Origin of the sequence: Paenibacillus crassostreae (genome assembly GCF_001857945.1) — a bacterium.
In the GTDB taxonomy this organism is placed as follows: Bacteria; Bacillota; Bacilli; order Paenibacillales; family Paenibacillaceae; genus Paenibacillus_AQ; species Paenibacillus_AQ crassostreae.
Genome location: NZ_CP017770.1, coordinates 49,387 through 65,915, shown reverse-complemented (window position 1 = coordinate 65,915; position 16,529 = coordinate 49,387). Strand labels below are relative to the sequence as shown.

The following is a 16,529-nucleotide window of genomic DNA, read 5'->3' as shown; positions in this document are numbered from 1 at the left end:
TCATTATTCGAATACTTTGACATAATTTCCGTTGTAAAAGTTCGGTTGAATATCCCCATTTACTCCATAAATGAAATAAATGGAATCCAATCCTTCATTTCTATTTATAAATGCGCTACCTGTATTACCTTCCTGATCAACATAGTCAATTATGGTTTGATAATTATTTTGTTCGATTTTCGTAAACGTTAGGGACTTGGATTCATATTTCTTCTCATAACCTTCATACACAGTTTCTTCTAGATTTCCAATGATTTGATTATCACTAATCTCTTCAAGAACAAGCTTACGTTCACCGATTTTAATAATGTCAGAGCCTTCCTGGATAACAATATTGTTAACATATGCCCCTTCATACTTCTCATTAAGCGTAGAATTAGCATCATATTGATTTACAATTCCGTTCGTAAAGTCAGGAGGAGTTACGACAGTGCTATTTATATCCTTTAAATCAATAGATATACTCACATCAATCTGATGCTCTTGACCGTTTATATCTTTACCTGAGAATGAAACAGAGCCTTGTGAATGCGTTAATATCCCTTGCTCATTTTCACTTGCAAAACCTTCGACGGAGGTTACATAGATATCTGATGTAAACTTAGGTAACAAGGAATCTTGATTTGATTCATGTTCACTACCAATAATTTGTTTAATACCAAAAGAACTAACTCCATTAACTAACGCAGGTACTTGAGACGTATTTAATGATCCGCTAAAGGTATCGTTACCTTCTTTGTTTTTATCAACCTGAACGAGATCTTTCAAATTACCTACAACAGCGTCAATGATTTTTTCAATCTCGACAGCTCCTTCTTCTTGAAAAAGATCTTCCACTTTATAGAAATCTTCTCTACGTTCGTTAGATGAATATTCGGTGACATATAGTTGGTTATCTCGACGATCTTTGTATGCACTATGGGTCATATCATCATAAGCATAATATTCAGATTCATCCTCATTATATGATTTTGAGACGGTTACATTTTCTGTTCGTTTATTAACATTATCTGTCTTCAGGACCCAATTATGATACTGGACAATCTCATCATCCAATGTAACGGACATGGTTTGTTCAACCGTAAAATTGTTAAGCCCATTTTCCAATTGACTTGTGGTATACTTCGCCGAAGATTTCAGCTTATCATATCCCGAACCCAATGCCATATCTGCAAAAGCAGTCGTTACAAAAATACATGCTCCAATTCCGAATATCGCTGCTGTTTTTGCTGTTTTGCTTACTTTCATCCTCTTCACTCCATTTCAATAATTACTTATGGACTAAGTATATAAAATGATTCTTGATTCTTTATAGCGAAAATATTAACAAAATATTAATTCATATAAACACGAATCCATTTCTAGGGACACCCACCAATTAGATATGTCGTCATCGACGAGCTTAAGCATAAACAAACCGTAAAGGAGCTCTATGTATATCTGAGGATCAGCAAAAGCGATTGTTATGACAACGCCACAATGGAGAGCTTCTTCTCTCATCTTAAAGTCGAAGCACTCTATCCTTATGATATATGAAGTATCGATGAGGCACAAAAAAGTATTGAGGAATTCATTCGCTTTTATAACGATGATAGAGCACAACGGAAATTGAAAAAGCTGATTCCTGTTAAATACAGGAACCAGCTTGTAACCTAGGTGTTTCTACAATGTCTACCAAATGAAGTGTTGACCAAGTGCGAGTTCCTCATTTTTTCTTATCAACACTGATATCCGATTTAGTTCAATAGTATCATGCCTTCACACTACCGAGCACAAGACCAGTTGTGAAGTATTTCTGCAAGAACGGATATACAACCAGAATGGGAAGAGCACCCAGAAATAGTTGAGCGGCGCGTCCGGTTCTCACGTTCATCATCGCCAGCAGTTGAGTATAATCATTGTTCGATCTTTGCATAATCTGTTCGAAGTTGAGAAGCAACGTCTGCAAATAGCTTTGTATCGGATAATTGGCTGTGTCATTCATATAGATTATGCCGTCGAACCAAGAATTCCAATGACCAACGATGCTGAACAATCCGACGGTTGCAAGCGCCGGCTTAAGAAGTGGGAGTATGATGCGAATGAGAATCTGCAATGGACTGGCTCCATCAATCGTTGCCGACTCCTCAATCTCTTCCGGTAAACCTCGAATGAAGTTCATCAGAATGATCATACTGAAAACCGGAAGTGCACCCGGCAGGATTAATGACCAAAGAGAATCGATAAGCCCCGTTTTGACAACGATGAGGTAATTCGGAATAATTCCTCCGTTAAACAGCATCGTAATCACGAAGAATCCCATATAGATGCCGCGACCCGCTACCTTGGTCTTGGTTTTGGACAATGGATACGCAGTAAGAACCATTAAGATAAGGTTAAATAGTGTCCCCAATATTACGCGTTGGACCGACACCCATAAAGCTTGGAAAAATTCCCCGCCCTTTAATGCAAACTCATAAGCATTTGTATTGAAATCAATCGGCCAGAATACGACATCTCCTGCGGATACTGCCGCACTGCCGCTGAAAGAGACGGCAAGCAGGTTTACAAATGGCAGAATACAGAGCAGCGACGTTAGAATCAGAATCAAGTAATTTATCACTTGGAACAGCCTGCGTCCCAGGCTTTTGTCTTGAATCATGGGATTGCCTCCTCCTTCATTAAAATATTCGGTAGCCGGCGACCCGATGCGCAAGGAAATAGGATAAGGTTACCATGATGCAGGAAACAACCGATTTGAACAAACCGATCGCAGTACCTACAGAATATTGCGCTTGTTGGATACCGAGCCGATACACATACGTATCGATGATGTCTCCAGATTCGTAAACGGAAGGTGAATACAGATTGAAGATCTGATCGAAACCCGCGTTCAAGACATTGCTCAGGGACAATACCGACATGAGAACAATCGTTGGAGTAAGCAACGGCAATGTAATATATAACGTTTGCTTCCAACGTTTCGCCCCATCAATGACTGCCGCTTCGTATAAACCGGGGTCAATACTTGCCAATGCCGCTAAATAGACGACGGTTCCAAAACCGAATCCTTTCCAAACGTCCGTTATGATCATCGACCATGGAAATATCGACGGGTCGCCCAGAAAAGAGATAGGCGCCACACCAAACAAACCGAGAAACGAATTCACGATGCCTCCCGAGCCCAAAATATCAATCATGATCCCCGCCATAATGACCCAAGACAAAAAGTTCGGCAAGTAAACCAGAGTTTGGAATGTTCTCTTGATAAATGTTCGTGCCACTTCGTTCAGCAACAAAGCAAAGATGACGGGCACGATGACGCCGCCTATGATTTTGAACACGGACATGTACAGGGTATTCCATATCGTTCTCAAGAAGTTAGGCTGATGAAAGACGTGTTCAAAATTCTCCATTCCAACCCATGGGGAATTGAAGCCTAGTCCCGGATTATAATCCTGAAAGGAGATAATCAATCCGTAAAAGGGCAGGTAGCTGAAAATAAAAACAAGAACAACTCCTGGAATCAGCATGAAATGGAATTCGCGCTGCCGCCATATTTTGTTTAGCATGTCCTATCCTCCATTCAGAATCGCCAATATTGGGAAAAGAAAGCGAGCCTAGCTCGCTCTCTTCGATATTTCTTGTATTTTTCACTTATTCCAAATACATCTCATTAACAGCCTCGGTCACCGTGTCACCGCCAGCTGCTCGCCAATTTTCAACCACCTTATCGAAATAATCGATGTTTTCAGCACCCATGATGATCTTTGTAAAGCCTTCCGTTAGAATATCGTCCAAGGTCGAACCGTATTTCACGAGCACCTCTGGCGGAGCGCCCCATAACGCGGTCTTGATATATTGCTCGTTATCAAGAACGGATTTGCCAAAGCCGTATGCAGGCTTCGGGCTTCCTTGTTGAAGGTAGTCGCCGGTGGCTGCCGGAGTCCCGTTTTTCTTATATTCCACGCTGTTGTTATACTTCTGCCACATTCCGCTTGTCGTGAACTTGCTCGTATCGTTTGTTTTCAGCGCTTCGTTTACATGCTCGAATTGTACGTAATCGGTTTCTGGGTTGATGATCTTGAATGCCCCGGTTACGTGCGCAATATCGTTGTCCAGGAAGGATGACAACGTTTCTTGATCTTCTTTCTGAGCTCCTTCATCAAGCATGTAAGCGTAGAAATTAAGCAGTTTGATAGCCGCCTCCGGATTTTTATAGTTTTTGTTTACAACCGTGTAAACACCGTTAGCAAAGAAGATGGATTGTGTTGCTTCCTTGCCATCGTCGGTCGGAATGTTGTACGGATAGAACACCGAGTCTTTGCCCAAGTTGGTGACCACGTCAACGCCTGGGTTATATCCCCACCACTGGTAATAGGGTTGCATGCCGGATTTGCCGGAAACAACGCCAGCGTTCATGGCACTAAAGTCTTTAATCGCGAATTCAGGATCGATAATGCCGAGTTTGTACCACTCCGCCCATGCGGCGAGCGCATCCTTCATCTCTGGCTGGACCGTACCATAGGTCAGTTTCCCGTCTTCGCCCGGGATCCACATATCCGGATGGGCTCCCCAACCGATGGCTAACAGGTTCAAATAATCGAGCGTCTGATCGGCGGCAATACCGAAACCGCCATAGGCTTCCTTAAACTTAAGAGCGATATTCTTAATGTCGTCTGTCGTCTTCGGATCCGGCAACCCTAGTTCTTCCTTCCAGTCATTACGGATCCAGATATAATCCGGCTGATCGATGAAACCCCAGTGCAACTGGGGAATGCCGTATAATTTCTCGTCCTTCATCCCGGATTCATAACTGGAACGGTCGGCTTCCATATAGCCTTTCAAACGATCGGAACCATACTTATCAAATATCTCCGTTAAATCCATGATCATGTCTGCTTTAATCAATTGCTGCAATTGTGTCGGATTCACATGAAATACATCCGGCAGCTTATTGGAGGATATAGCCAGATTCAGTTTGGTGTCATACTCGTCGGTGACCCAATCCGTTACTACGTCAATGTTGAATCGCTCTTTATAGGCTCGTGTCCAAACGTTCTTTGTCATGTTGTCTCCATTCTGGAATTGCGCGGATGCATATTCGGCACGAACGGTATGAATCGTGATGGGTTCTTCGTAGGCACCGAATGCGTAATCGATCTCCCCTTTTTCGTTCGTTGCCTGTTTGGGTTCAGCCCCCTTTACGGCCGGTTCGTTCTTGTTTGCCGAATTAGTGCATGCTGACAGCAGAACAAGGACTAAGGATAAGGATAATAAAAGAGACATCATTGGCTTTCTTTTCATGTTTACCCCCCATTTGGTATAAGTTTCTTTCTTCTTTATTGTAGTAGAAGCATTCAGCAGCAAGAAATCAACGGAATTGACCAATCCTTGTTGATTTCTTTACTTCCTTCCTATAAAACCGTATTAACATTTTTCCAAAAGTAAAAATAATATAAGGGAAAGTAAAAAAAGTGTATAAGCAACACGTACCCCAAAAGAAAAGGCGACCATTCTAAAGGTCGCTTCCCCTTAATTCGATTGGCTTCACAACGATCCAGTTAGATTCTTCCTACTAATCATCATTCATGTTCGGTAGAACCATGCGGAATGTTGTGCCTATTTCCGATTCGCTCTCAAATGTTAATCCATGTCTCTCTCCATAATGAAGCTTAAGGCGCCGTGTTACATTATAAAGACCGATGTTCTCGGGTTCGATTCCATCTTTTTCTTGAGCAAGCGAAGCCTTAATGGTCCGAATTGTCTCCTCGTCCATGCCGACACCATTGTCATGAACCTCGATCATAACATCGCTACTTGAACGCTCGACTTTGACGGTAACCACACCACCTTCTTCCTTCAAAGCTAAGCCGTGAAAAATCGCATTCTCAACCATTGGCTGGAGAATCAATTTGGGCATTCGGTAATGTAGAACTTCCTCATCTGCCTCAATAACCAATTGAATCCGATTGTAATAGCGGACTTTTTGGATCGTCATGTAATTGTAAAGATTGTCAAGCTCCTCACGAACCGTTACCAAAGCTCCTTCAGACCGTGTGGCATAGAACAGCATCTTGATAAGCGCATCCGTCATTTCAACGATTTTGTCAGCCTGCTGCATAGAGGCGATCCACTTTACAGAACCAAGCGTATTATAGAGGAAGTGCGGATTGATCTGTGACTGTAGCGCGCGTATTTCGGCGGAAGCCTTGTCTTTTTCTTCCTGTTGAATCCGCTCGACAAGCCGTTTCAATTCATGGGACATCCTCTGAAAGCGAGTAGAGAGATGACCGATTTCGTCGCGCGAGCGAATTTCTTCGACCTGATCAAACTGCCCCTTCTCGACAAGCAGAATATTTCTCATTAGTTTTTTGATCGGATGAGTAATCACACTGGATAGAAAGATCGAGACAATTACGAGAAATAGCAGCATTAGCGTAGCAAGGAGATACATGTTATGCCGCAAAATATTTCCCTCGGCCGATAATTCATGCCTCGGCATATAGAGAAAGGTCGTCCATCGTTGACGGGCGAACTGGCTGTCTACGATGATTTGATCAGACTTGCTCGGGCGTAGCGTATCGGAGAATTTCTGGCCGATCAATGAAAAATCAGCATTATAAATGATATTGTCGGATTCATCTACGATTGTGAAGCGCTTGCGCAAGGACTCCTGCAACCTGTTGCTGGCAATGTCGATCACATGTAGGTCGATGCTGACTACCATGAACCCAAGCAGCGTACCGCTGTCGGTATCTAATATTTTGCGAATATGCGAGATCGCCAACGTGTTGTTCTTGGTCTGTCTATCGATGTGAGTATCCAGAATCATCATCTTGCTGGTGGAAACTTGAAAATAATGAAACCACTCTTCTGTTGTTGGACGATAAGTGTAGTCATAGGGTTGATCGGCACCAACAATCAGATCTTGTCCGCCGTTCAAATTATACAAATAGATGGAGATTTCCTGGTCTTTCATCATCACGTAGTTCATCATCATGCCGTATACTTCATTCTTGTTCTCTTCGCTATCGTCACGAAGAAATTCCTGGATCGGATAATTTTTCTCTGACGAATCGTTCATGTTACTGTTCATGCCGAAGCTGGTCACAAGTGATATTTTTTCAACTTCCTTAAAATACTCGTCGATTCGGACATTCGTCTGCTTGGCGATATCCATCAACAATTCCGTATATTTCCGTTCCAATAAGTTTTGAGAGGAGGAATAAGAGAGAGCCGTCATCACTAAGATCGGCACGATGATGACCGTCAGGCAGATAATCAATATTTTCGATTTGATACTTATAAATGGTAAGCGCTTTCTCATTAGTTCACACAGCATCTCCTTCCCTGTAAGGATGGGATTACCCGCGATATTCCTCGGGATTTATGCCGACGACTTTTTTGAAAATCTTACTGAAATAGGGGTAGTTGTGATACCCGACTCTATCTGCAACTTCCGATACCTTGTACTTCCGGCTCTCAAGAAAAGACTTGGCCCGTTCCATTCTCACGCGGGTCAAGTATGACACGAAGTTTTCACCTTTCTCCTGCTTAAAGACCCGACTGAGATACGATGGGTTGACGTTGATCTGGTTCGCGATACTAAGCAACGAAATCCCTTCGGCATAATCCCGGTGTATCAAATCAGCCGCAAGATCCGCATAGCTTCTCTCAGGTAACGGATGGCCGACAACGATGTACTGTCTCGCATAGCTCAATACAATACTATGGACTTCGTCCCAAGTCTCCGCGGCCAGCACCGCCTCATACGGCAACATATCCGCTTGTGGAAGCTGGAACCTGCACTCATAGGATAATTCAATGCTGATGATTTCGGTCAACCAAATATAAAACTCCCGAATTACACGTTCTTTTGCCTGATCAAATGTCAATTTAGCCCGAATTTCATTCAGAATATTTACTAATTTCTCTTCTTTATGGCTATCAAGCGCATTTCGAAAATCAGTTTTCCATTCTCCGCTTCGTAGGAAATTGATCTCTTTCCGTCCAGTCCCGGTTCCGGTATGTTCATAAAACAAGATTCGGCCGGTTCCCAAAAAAAATCTACTCCTAAGAGCATGATCCGCTTCCTGGCAAGCCGTTCTCAAGCACCTCAAGTCATGTACAACAGAACTAACGCCGACGGAAAACGTTAAATTCATAAAATCCCTCATCGCTTGTTGAATGAGGCCGCACAGGTTCTTGATCTCAGCACGGGCGGAGTCCGTTCGAACCGAATTAATCATCAGCAAATAATCGGAAGAGCTTTCTATGACGATTTCCTTATCCCATTTTCTTGGGATAATCTCTTCAAGTATATTGAATATGGAAAAACGCAACAGCTTCTCGTCCTTCTCAACATACTTCTTGCGGATCTTTTCGAAGGTATCCATACGAAATTTTATGACCCTGAGTTCATCCGAACGGACACGAACATGGAGTTGTTCTGCTTTAGTCAACGCTTTGCTTGTATCCATCAGGCCGCTGATCATGTCTTTGAATAAATTCTCTTTTAGATGAGAAAGACTTTCCGAATAGCCTGACGGCAGTTCTTTGATACCGGATCTGACCTTGTCCTCAAGTAGTCTATGCCGAATGATCTCCAGCAATTGGATCAATGCTGCGGACGTCATCTCATTCTTAATCAAATAATCGACCGCTCCGAGTTGCAACGCTTCTTTAGCATATCTAAACTCGTTAAAATAACTTAGAATTACATATTTACAACCACTTAGCATTACTGAAGCTTCTCGGATCAACTGTAATCCATCCATCAACGGCATCTTGATATCCGTAATGATCAAGTCAGGCTGAACTTTCAGCGCCAAATCCAGCGCTTCTTTACCGTTAGACGCTTCCCCCGCAAGTACAAATCCATGCTTCTCCCAATCGACCATGGATCGAATACCCATGCGCATCAACAATTCGTCATCCACAATTATGAGCTTGAACATCTTGATCCCTCATTTCTCACCCTATTCCCCCAAGCTAGAAATAATTTACATCTATTAATCCTATCTTACTTTGTAAAAATTGTTGTTTCCATAGTAATTATTCATTCGAAATAGCACAAAATTGCGGTCGCTGATGGAACGTTCTGAAAATCGATTGCATCCGCATTTCAAGCGGTTGATCATTTGATGGACTTATTAATCTTGCCTCATTATTATCTATTATTAAGTTATCAATTTTCGGTAAAGTGTTTTGCTTGCTATCTTCAGAGTTTGTATTACAACTGATAAGTAAATGTCCAGTTAGCAAACGAATGAATAAGCTGACAAGTTTCCTCAATACAACGTTAATTTTCATTGTACTGCCATACAAGCTGTCCTTTCCTAATTTTAGCTATATATATTATTTGCCCTGTGTGATAATGAATCTCTCTAACCATCGCTATCATTAGGTTAAGAATAGTTGTCTCATTATTTACTTGGCTATATGTAAGAGGTGGAAGATTAAGGGAAGGTTGAGATAACAATAATTTTGGGTTTATCTTGAGGTGTTCGAGAAATAGAATAATTATATCGAATGCTTCCTTTGTCTTGTTAAAAGCCTGCTCCTTAGTCATTATAAGTCCATGTTCAAATTCCTTATCCCTGTCTCTTGTATCAGGGATATTTAAAAAGATTGTTTCGATTCGTGAATGACCACAACCTCGAATATGAGCAACTAGATTCGCAATACTGTTGCTTACCGAGTTCGGAGCCCAAGTAATATCTTCTTCTGATAGTTGTTGAATTGCTTGAAGAGTCCATTTTCTTTCAGACTTAAATTTGACTAGCATACTTTCAATCAGTTCATTTGAAATATCCATAAGTACACCTCTTGGCGATCAAGGTGCGTCAACGACGATGTAGAAATCTGATGGTATAAGATGTTTGTGCCATCTTCGAATATTCTTTAACCATTACTTAAAATCTCTTTAATTAATTTCCTTTGTTCTATAGGTAACCCATCTGGCCAACTATCAATGTTACAATATACTATCTCTGAAATCTCGGAACTTGGTTTAAATATTCCCTCAGTAATTCGTCCTTTAAATACAAGATCTACTCTATTAGGTTTCTGTCCGAAAATAGCTCTGGACAGACCAGTAATCTGTATATTAAGTCCCGTCTCTTCATGAATTTCTCTTATCAATCCATCTTCTGGATCTTCTAATTCCATCCATCCTCCTGGCATCCCCCATGGTTGTTCACGATATACATGCTTTAAAAGTAATACTTTTCCTTCTTCATTTGTAATCACTCCTAATACAGCAGTCAGCGATATAACAGACACGCATACCAATAGATTCAGTGGAAGGCTTATAACCAGTTAAATACATCAGGTATAGAACGTTCATATCCTTCTCTTATGCACAAAATATAATGATGAATCTGCTGTTCCAATTTACAATTAGTCCCACTACATCTTTGTAGAATTCAACCATGGTTTCCATATCATTTACAGTTATTCTTCGAATAATCCTCGGACAGATGAAGGACGCATGGCCCGCCTCGCGAATATTGCATTAGACGTAGTTGCTTGTTCTTGTATAACTTACAGCTTTCTAGCATTTTCAAATCTATGTATTCCAAAATCTTTAATTGTAGAGTTTAATATAGATTCTCTTAATGGATGTAAGTTTGGTGTGAATCTAATTTCTATATTCAGGTCTGCAAGTCTTTCAATTAATTTATCTATTGGTTTTATATCGATTGGGTATATTGTTTCTTTAGATATATAATAGCCTGCAAATTCATCAAATAATTTAAAGCTGTCTCCTGGTAACTCATATCTAAAGATAGTAGTCTCACTAATTCTCTTGTACCAAACACCTTCGACTGTGATAACAATATTTGAATCTGTAAGTCCAAAGAATTTATTATTATCTTCATCACTTATTCCTTCAGTTCTTGTATAAACAATTCTTGGACAGTTTCGAGGGAAGTAAAAGGTAAACTCATGTTGCTGGTCTATCGCCCAAACTACTGGGGGCATGTTTTGTCTGTTATGCTTAACTCTTGGTTTAAAAAATCTTATATCCGATTCCTCACTAAAATGATAAAGTTTCACCGACATACCTCCTGAATTACTGTTGTTAAGCAATTGCATCTAACGTATTTAACCAGGTTTCTAATTCCGAAACCATTTCTTCATATTGTTTTAGGGTATTTATTGTTCCTACTACTTCAATTGTCCCCATTTCCTGTTCATTTTCATCTGTGCATTCAATCTGTAACAATCGTTTAAGACTATATTCCAGCCAGTCTAATTTGCTTAGAAAACCGAGTTCTAAAATCTTTCTCCAATCCGCATCAATATTTCCAATACCTTTCTGATATTCATCAATAAAAGCTAAAAATTTCTCCAAACTATTGTATGCAATATTTGCGATTCTTTCAGATAACGTTCCTTTATCTACGAACCCTCACTACCTAAAGCGAGTGACAGCGATCACGGATAGGCAGTGCAGAGTTGTCTGCCTGATCCAAATTTTTTGAGAATTCTCAAGCAGACCAAGGAGTGTTAGCGAGGCAGCGTAGATACGTTGTTATTGGGTGTCAGCGCCTTCTTCGAAATACTTACACATTAAATATCAATCGATTAGCTTCTCACTTATTAATTTCACAATAGTTTGATAAAATGACTTCTCATGAGGAACGAATTGTTTCTCTCCAACAACTTTATTTTCCATGACTCTATTCCCATTACAATCAATAATAAAACCTTGAACATTAATTTGACTTTTTTCACCAAACCAAAGTGCGTAGAAATCATTAAATTCAGCTTTGAAAATGCCTGACACTTCCTCTTTCTGTAATATGAACTCATCGAATGTAGAATTATACCAATAGAAATAAACATTCGCTAATTATTCTTTATCGATGAAGTTACCATTAATAACTTCGTAATCTACAACACCTAGGGGCTCTAATTCATCTATCGTCAGATCAATACCAATCTCCTCTTTTATCTCTCTTATTCCGTCGGATACAGATTCATCTGACATTATATGTCCAGCGGCAGTAATATCTAAAAGATTTAGATAGTCACTTTTCATTTCAATACGAAGCTGTAAATAAATATAATTTTTCTCCATTTCTCTGCCAACAAACCAACAATGAAAGGATTCATGCCAATATCCTAATGTATGTACTTCCTTTCTAGTTGCTACACCCATCTGTTTTTTGTTATCGTCAAAAATATTTAACAATTCAGTATCCATAGTTCAATCCTTTCTATTAATCACTTTTCCTTCAATGCGTAACCACTTCGGAGGATAGCTCTTTGCAAAATACTTATCAACAAATTCTAAAATATCATCAATTCCAGGTAATGCGGCTTTTTCTTTGGCTTCTTTAAATGTCATCCACCTATAATCGCTATGCTCATGGTTTATTTTGATATCCTGGCTTTCCTCTACACATTGTTATCTGACGGGGCACCTTCGAATCGATACTTAGAAGAACTTATACAAACCGTCCTGAAAATACCTGTATTCTTCATCTGATATTATTAATCTACTATAGGATTCAAAGAATAATTCCTTATCCCCCTTTTGATCAAAAACATCCTGCTTAGGTCTGATAGCCAAAGCGATATCAAATCGCGGATCACCAAACGCAGCTCTAGGCCAATCGATAATACCAATAACTTTATTGTTGTTAACTAGTACATTATTTGTATGAAAGTCACCATGAATAAGAGTATTCTCAATCGGTTTAGGTCTATCATTTTTCAGTCGTACAAGCAATTCTTCAGTGCCATCCACGTTATAATTTGCAAGATTGTGGCTTGCCTTCATGAACATCGTATCTATCCAAGATTGATCATTCTTGCTCAATCCAACAGGGCGTTGGGTTTCATGGATTTGCTTCAAGCATAAGCCATAGTGAGATATAACTTTTTCTCTATCCTTATGATTAGGTTTACTTCCAAGGAAATGTCTCAAACTAATTCCATCAATATAATCCATGAGTAGCCATCTAGATTTATCTTGAATATGGAATGCATATACCTTTGGAACCGGTAGTCCAGTAGTCGAAAGATATTGTAATGCTTGATGTTCCTCCGATAACCATTCATTAAATAAATCATGCTCAGTCTTTTTAATAATGAACTGATGATCACGAGTTTCAATTTTAATAACAAGCGAAGTATGCCCTTGTTGAGGAAATGAAATTTTCTTAATCGATCCTATTTGATCTACAAATTCAACAGGAATATCACTTATGTCCATTGGTCTCTCCTCTTCACCCTTTGTGCCCTCTCAGATAACGTTGCGCATTCCTGACGTTCAAACAGCTTAAATGACCGTAGCGAACGGGTCGTCAGACTTAGCTGGTTGAATGTATCGCCTGAATAATCTCCTTAAAAATCCTTCTAAGCGATCACGGGCCAATGCCCGCTGTAGGAATGTGATGTTATGAGATGTGGCCGATTTCTTCGAAAAACACTGCTAGCTTAATTAGTATTAATTCTCTGTTGTGTAAATGGACCACGTCCAAAACTTTGAACCCTGACTCACGATAAACCTATCGAACCATAATTCAAAATTCATGTTTAACTCTCTTGCTTCATAAAAATGATCAATATGTCCTTTAATTAATAAATAGTTTTTCTGTCCTTCCTTATACTTCTTTAAATCTATAACTATATTATCTTGATAAAAGTAACCAATTTTCAAATACCCTTCAGCTGGTTCCTCGTATGTAAGTGACATAATGTCATCAAGTTTATATAAATATGATTCTGCTCCATAGACTGGATGGTCGAACAAATTACAACCATTGCAATTTCTTAATTATCCCTCACTTAATTGCAAGGTTATTATATTGTTGTACTCTGATAGTCTTTTCTTTAATGAATTTATTGTTTTATCAACTATGGATTCGCTCATATTACCCCTCCTTTTTCTTTTTCGGCCATTTCTTATAACGTAATCTCATTCCTGACGTCCGAGCGGCTCTGCCACTTAGCTGGTTGGATGTGTTGCCTGAATCCGCTTCTCTGAACTCCCTCTTGGCGACCAAGGAGCGACAGCGAAGACGTAGGAATGTAATGTTAGGCGAAGTGCAATTTGGACAACTCACACTTATTCATTGTACTCGCCCTTAAATATTCTTTCTTTAGCCATGTTTCTTATTTCTTCATCCTCGTCATTTATTAATAATAGTAAGACGCTTAGTTTTACTTTTTTGTTTCTAGCTATCGAACTTCGGACCAATACCTCTCTATCAATTGCTAGTTTCTTTTGTATTGTTTCAGTGATCTTATTCTTCGAAGCGATCATATGTCTTACACGCCATTCATCGCTGTTTGTTAATTCTTCTAGAATTTCATTCGGAACAGTTTTATTTTGAACCACCCAAAAGTGCATATTCCTTTCTTTTAATCAGCTTCTGAATTTCGCCTAACGTTTCGCATTTCAGACGTCCGAATGGCTTAAGGCTCCGAAGGAACCGGCTGCGCTTGCGCAGTTAGCCAGTCGGATGTGTCTGGCTGAATCTACTTCCCTGCTACTGAAAATACATCAATCGAATCCACTTCTACTCTACTATCCGGACCGAGGGGCGACGACCGCCCCGAAGCGTGAAATATCGTGTTAGGTGAAGTCCTATTCCATCAGAGGTTTACCCATACATTCCTTACTTCTTCACTATTGGAAAATATATATCTGTATATGAATCTTCTACTTCTGGTCCCTTAAATCTTTCATCGTATACTTCAATGTTGAATAGGCCAGATAATCTGTACTCATTTCTTTTGAGCCATGTTGTATATAAGTAATTATGAACTTTACCAGCATTTTCAGCAGGTCCTTTAAAGGTAAATACAATATACTCATTCTTTGGAACTTCTCTATAAACCATATCTAATGGCATTTCTGTAATTGAAGAAACCTCAATCCCGATGAAGTATTCAAATTTATCTGAATCGGGATTATAATCCTCAGGATCTGTAGATAAACCGAATACTTCTCTTGTATTAATGACATTATTTATTTCAGATTTTCTAGCCATAAAATGTTCAGCCAAATTTATTGTGACTCTTTTTTGTACATCCTTCAGCGTAACGTCACATGCCATACCTACCAGTAACATTCCCTGTCTTTGAATCATTTTAGCTTCCATGAATGCTCCTCCATTGAATTATTTTTATTTTTCTTGCATTGGATTTCACCTAACTTCCTGTATCCACAAAACGACCCAGCCTTAGATAGCACTTATCTTAGGCTGGGTCGTTTGTTGTCTGTTATATCTTCCTTGATTATACATCTGACAACCGAGTGACGATAGTCCCAAAGCGTGAATACCCTCAAGTGGTAGTTTCATAACTTCTACAGTTTTCCTAAATCGATCTGGAGGAGCATTTATTCTACGAATTTAATCGAATCTTTTAACAAACAGATTAAGAAATACACGAGTCGTAAAGAGGAAGTTCCCCATGAAGAAGCATTAGAAAAATTCTTGGTTTCACAGTTTGAAGGCTATAACCAACACTTTGCTACACATTGACTTTGATAAAGCTCGATCAGAACTTCTAGCAATGTTCTCCAACAAAAACTAAATGAATTTCTATAAGAGCGGCATATTTCCATTCTTTTTTCGATTAAAGAATTATCAATATCATCTGAAAGAACACAACATGATTAAATTGTCTGTTTGGACATCATTCCAAAATAATCTACAACGACCTCACGGAATTCCAGAGCAACCTGCGAAATGTACCGACCCCTGTGCCATATTAAAGCTATCTCCCGTACCAATTCTTGATTCTCTACTTGGAGATATTTAATATCCTCCCGTGATTTCCTTGCCGTGCTTGGTATAAAGGCTATGCCAATTTCGGCTTCCACAAGAGCGCTAAGCCTTGCAGGTTCATCCCCCTCATACACATAATTAGGTACAAAGCCAACCGATTTGCATACAGAGTCAATTAAATCACGAGTACCGTAACCTCTCTTTACACCAACAAACCATTCATCCCTTAGGTCTGTTAAGGATACGCTGCTTCGATCTGCCAGCCGATGCCCCTTTGGAACCGCTACAAGGATTGGGTCGATAAACACGATTTGACATTCGAGGTCATCCCCTTCTATAGGAGGTGAGGACAAGCAAAAATCAATCTCTCCTCTATCAAGAAGCGTAACCATTTCCTGTGTGGTCAGCATTTGTACATGAAATTGAATATCTGGACGCTTTTTCCGAAACTCTCGAAGGATATTTGGCAACGTGCTTGCGGTAGTCACCGCTAATTCGAGTGTGTTATGTTCCGGACTGGATAAATCGCTAAGCTCCTGCTTCCCCTGTTCCAATTCAAACAAAGCCCTTTCTGCACGGCGAAGGAAGCTCCTTCCGAACTCATTCAAGCGTAGGTTCCTTCCTATTCGGTCGAATAAAGAGACTCCTAGATCCTCCTCCAAGCGTTGAATCGTTTTGCTTAGTGACGATTGAGTAACGTGTAGAGTTTGTGCAGCTTCGGTCACATGTTCCAAACGAGCTACCGCGATAAAATATTGCAGTTGAAGAAGTTCCATTTTACACCCTCCATTCATT

Annotated in this window: 18 protein-coding genes and 1 pseudogene; 2 read left to right on the top strand and 17 right to left on the bottom strand. The window is 39.9% G+C overall.

Features of this window, described 5'->3' with window-relative positions; genetic code table 11:
* Positions 1 to 3: 3 nt before the first annotated feature.
* Complete coding sequence (locus LPB68_RS00375) at positions 4 to 1,248, bottom strand: hypothetical protein (RefSeq protein WP_068655129.1); 1,245 nt, start codon at positions 1,246 to 1,248, stop codon at positions 4 to 6.
* A gap of 291 nt (positions 1,249 to 1,539) precedes the next feature.
* Between LPB68_RS00375 and LPB68_RS23805 the strand changes: the two genes are divergently transcribed.
* On the top strand, positions 1,540 to 1,656 hold the full coding sequence (locus LPB68_RS23805; RefSeq protein WP_099458654.1) for an IS3 family transposase: 117 nt from the start codon (positions 1,540 to 1,542) through the stop codon (positions 1,654 to 1,656).
* Positions 1,657 to 1,750: 94 nt separating this feature from the next.
* Here LPB68_RS23805 and LPB68_RS00370 read toward each other — a convergent pair whose 3' ends face one another.
* The 15 genes from LPB68_RS00370 to LPB68_RS00305 all read right to left on the bottom strand — a co-directional run bounded on the left by LPB68_RS00370 (position 1,751) and on the right by LPB68_RS00305 (position 15,104).
* Positions 1,751 to 2,641 carry a carbohydrate ABC transporter permease gene (locus LPB68_RS00370; protein ID WP_068655132.1) on the bottom strand — a complete coding sequence of 297 codons (891 nt, stop codon included), beginning with the start codon at positions 2,639 to 2,641 and terminating at the stop codon, positions 1,751 to 1,753.
* A gap of 19 nt (positions 2,642 to 2,660) precedes the next feature.
* Positions 2,661 to 3,551 carry an ABC transporter permease gene (locus LPB68_RS00365; RefSeq protein WP_068655134.1) on the bottom strand — a complete coding sequence of 297 codons (891 nt, stop codon included), beginning with the start codon at positions 3,549 to 3,551 and terminating at the stop codon, positions 2,661 to 2,663.
* An 85-nt stretch (positions 3,552 to 3,636) separates the two neighbouring features.
* Positions 3,637 to 5,286, bottom strand: a complete 1,650-nt coding sequence (locus LPB68_RS00360) for a type 2 periplasmic-binding domain-containing protein (RefSeq protein ID WP_068655136.1) — start codon at positions 5,284 to 5,286, stop codon at positions 3,637 to 3,639.
* Positions 5,287 to 5,557: 271 nt separating this feature from the next.
* A complete protein-coding gene (locus LPB68_RS00355; RefSeq protein WP_068655138.1) occupies positions 5,558 to 7,309 on the bottom strand; it encodes a sensor histidine kinase in 1,752 nt (583 codons plus the stop codon).
* Positions 7,310 to 7,346: 37 nt separating this feature from the next.
* On the bottom strand, positions 7,347 to 8,939 hold the full coding sequence (locus LPB68_RS00350; RefSeq protein ID WP_068655140.1) for a response regulator: 1,593 nt from the start codon (positions 8,937 to 8,939) through the stop codon (positions 7,347 to 7,349).
* 344 nt (positions 8,940 to 9,283) lie between these two features.
* On the bottom strand, positions 9,284 to 9,799 hold the full coding sequence (locus tag LPB68_RS00345) for a DinB family protein (protein WP_068655142.1): 516 nt from the start codon (positions 9,797 to 9,799) through the stop codon (positions 9,284 to 9,286).
* An 86-nt stretch (positions 9,800 to 9,885) separates the two neighbouring features.
* Complete coding sequence (locus tag LPB68_RS22100; protein WP_232510150.1) at positions 9,886 to 10,266, bottom strand: NUDIX hydrolase; 381 nt, start codon at positions 10,264 to 10,266, stop codon at positions 9,886 to 9,888.
* 261 nt (positions 10,267 to 10,527) lie between these two features.
* Positions 10,528 to 11,043, bottom strand: coding sequence for a DUF6886 family protein (locus tag LPB68_RS00335; protein ID WP_082865574.1), 516 nt, complete (start codon positions 11,041 to 11,043; stop codon positions 10,528 to 10,530).
* A gap of 25 nt (positions 11,044 to 11,068) precedes the next feature.
* Positions 11,069 to 11,341 (bottom strand): hypothetical protein, encoded by a 273-nt coding sequence (locus tag LPB68_RS00330; protein ID WP_068655148.1) that lies wholly within the window; start codon positions 11,339 to 11,341, stop codon positions 11,069 to 11,071.
* Between the two features lie 225 nt (positions 11,342 to 11,566).
* A complete protein-coding gene (locus tag LPB68_RS23720) occupies positions 11,567 to 11,776 on the bottom strand; it encodes a hypothetical protein (protein ID WP_332455162.1) in 210 nt (69 codons plus the stop codon).
* A 66-nt stretch (positions 11,777 to 11,842) separates the two neighbouring features.
* A complete protein-coding gene (locus LPB68_RS23715) occupies positions 11,843 to 12,196 on the bottom strand; it encodes an NUDIX hydrolase (protein ID WP_332455163.1) in 354 nt (117 codons plus the stop codon).
* Between the two features lie 3 nt (positions 12,197 to 12,199).
* On the bottom strand, positions 12,200 to 12,340 hold the full coding sequence (locus LPB68_RS22555; protein ID WP_157756146.1) for a hypothetical protein: 141 nt from the start codon (positions 12,338 to 12,340) through the stop codon (positions 12,200 to 12,202).
* A gap of 90 nt (positions 12,341 to 12,430) precedes the next feature.
* Complete coding sequence (locus LPB68_RS00320; RefSeq protein ID WP_068655150.1) at positions 12,431 to 13,210, bottom strand: phosphotransferase family protein; 780 nt, start codon at positions 13,208 to 13,210, stop codon at positions 12,431 to 12,433.
* Positions 13,211 to 14,065: 855 nt separating this feature from the next.
* Positions 14,066 to 14,350 carry a hypothetical protein gene (locus LPB68_RS00310; RefSeq protein WP_068655152.1) on the bottom strand — a complete coding sequence of 95 codons (285 nt, stop codon included), beginning with the start codon at positions 14,348 to 14,350 and terminating at the stop codon, positions 14,066 to 14,068.
* Between the two features lie 268 nt (positions 14,351 to 14,618).
* Positions 14,619 to 15,104 (bottom strand): GyrI-like domain-containing protein, encoded by a 486-nt coding sequence (locus LPB68_RS00305; protein WP_068655154.1) that lies wholly within the window; start codon positions 15,102 to 15,104, stop codon positions 14,619 to 14,621.
* Between the two features lie 204 nt (positions 15,105 to 15,308).
* Between LPB68_RS00305 and LPB68_RS22095 the strand changes: the two are divergent.
* A pseudogene (locus tag LPB68_RS22095) lies at positions 15,309 to 15,540 on the top strand (transposase); the annotation flags it as partial.
* 82 nt (positions 15,541 to 15,622) lie between these two features.
* Here the strand turns inward: LPB68_RS22095 and LPB68_RS00300 are convergent.
* Positions 15,623 to 16,510 carry a LysR family transcriptional regulator gene (locus LPB68_RS00300; protein ID WP_068655156.1) on the bottom strand — a complete coding sequence of 296 codons (888 nt, stop codon included), beginning with the start codon at positions 16,508 to 16,510 and terminating at the stop codon, positions 15,623 to 15,625.
* Positions 16,511 to 16,529 lie beyond the last annotated feature (19 nt).

What these genes read in the sequence shown, in the direction of transcription:
- LPB68_RS23715 (WP_332455163.1), bottom strand. Translation starts at nt 12,196, where the DNA reads ATGGATACTGAATTGTTAAATATTTTTGACGATAACAAAAAACAGATG.
- LPB68_RS00365 (WP_068655134.1), bottom strand. Translation starts at nt 3,551, where the DNA reads ATGCTAAACAAAATATGGCGGCAGCGCGAATTCCATTTCATGCTGATT.
- LPB68_RS00350 (WP_068655140.1), bottom strand. Translation starts at nt 8,939, where the DNA reads ATGTTCAAGCTCATAATTGTGGATGACGAATTGTTGATGCGCATGGGT.
- LPB68_RS00305 (WP_068655154.1), bottom strand. Translation starts at nt 15,104, where the DNA reads ATGGAAGCTAAAATGATTCAAAGACAGGGAATGTTACTGGTAGGTATG.
- LPB68_RS00355 (WP_068655138.1), bottom strand. Translation starts at nt 7,309, where the DNA reads ATGAGAAAGCGCTTACCATTTATAAGTATCAAATCGAAAATATTGATT.
- LPB68_RS22555 (WP_157756146.1), bottom strand. Translation starts at nt 12,340, where the DNA reads ATGACATTTAAAGAAGCCAAAGAAAAAGCCGCATTACCTGGAATTGAT.
- LPB68_RS00310 (WP_068655152.1), bottom strand. Translation starts at nt 14,350, where the DNA reads ATGCACTTTTGGGTGGTTCAAAATAAAACTGTTCCGAATGAAATTCTA.
- LPB68_RS00360 (WP_068655136.1), bottom strand. Translation starts at nt 5,286, where the DNA reads ATGAAAAGAAAGCCAATGATGTCTCTTTTATTATCCTTATCCTTAGTC.
- LPB68_RS00320 (WP_068655150.1), bottom strand. Translation starts at nt 13,210, where the DNA reads ATGGACATAAGTGATATTCCTGTTGAATTTGTAGATCAAATAGGATCG.
- LPB68_RS00345 (WP_068655142.1), bottom strand. Translation starts at nt 9,799, where the DNA reads ATGGATATTTCAAATGAACTGATTGAAAGTATGCTAGTCAAATTTAAG.
- LPB68_RS00370 (WP_068655132.1), bottom strand. Translation starts at nt 2,641, where the DNA reads ATGATTCAAGACAAAAGCCTGGGACGCAGGCTGTTCCAAGTGATAAAT.
- LPB68_RS00375 (WP_068655129.1), bottom strand. Translation starts at nt 1,248, where the DNA reads ATGAAAGTAAGCAAAACAGCAAAAACAGCAGCGATATTCGGAATTGGA.
- LPB68_RS00300 (WP_068655156.1), bottom strand. Translation starts at nt 16,510, where the DNA reads ATGGAACTTCTTCAACTGCAATATTTTATCGCGGTAGCTCGTTTGGAA.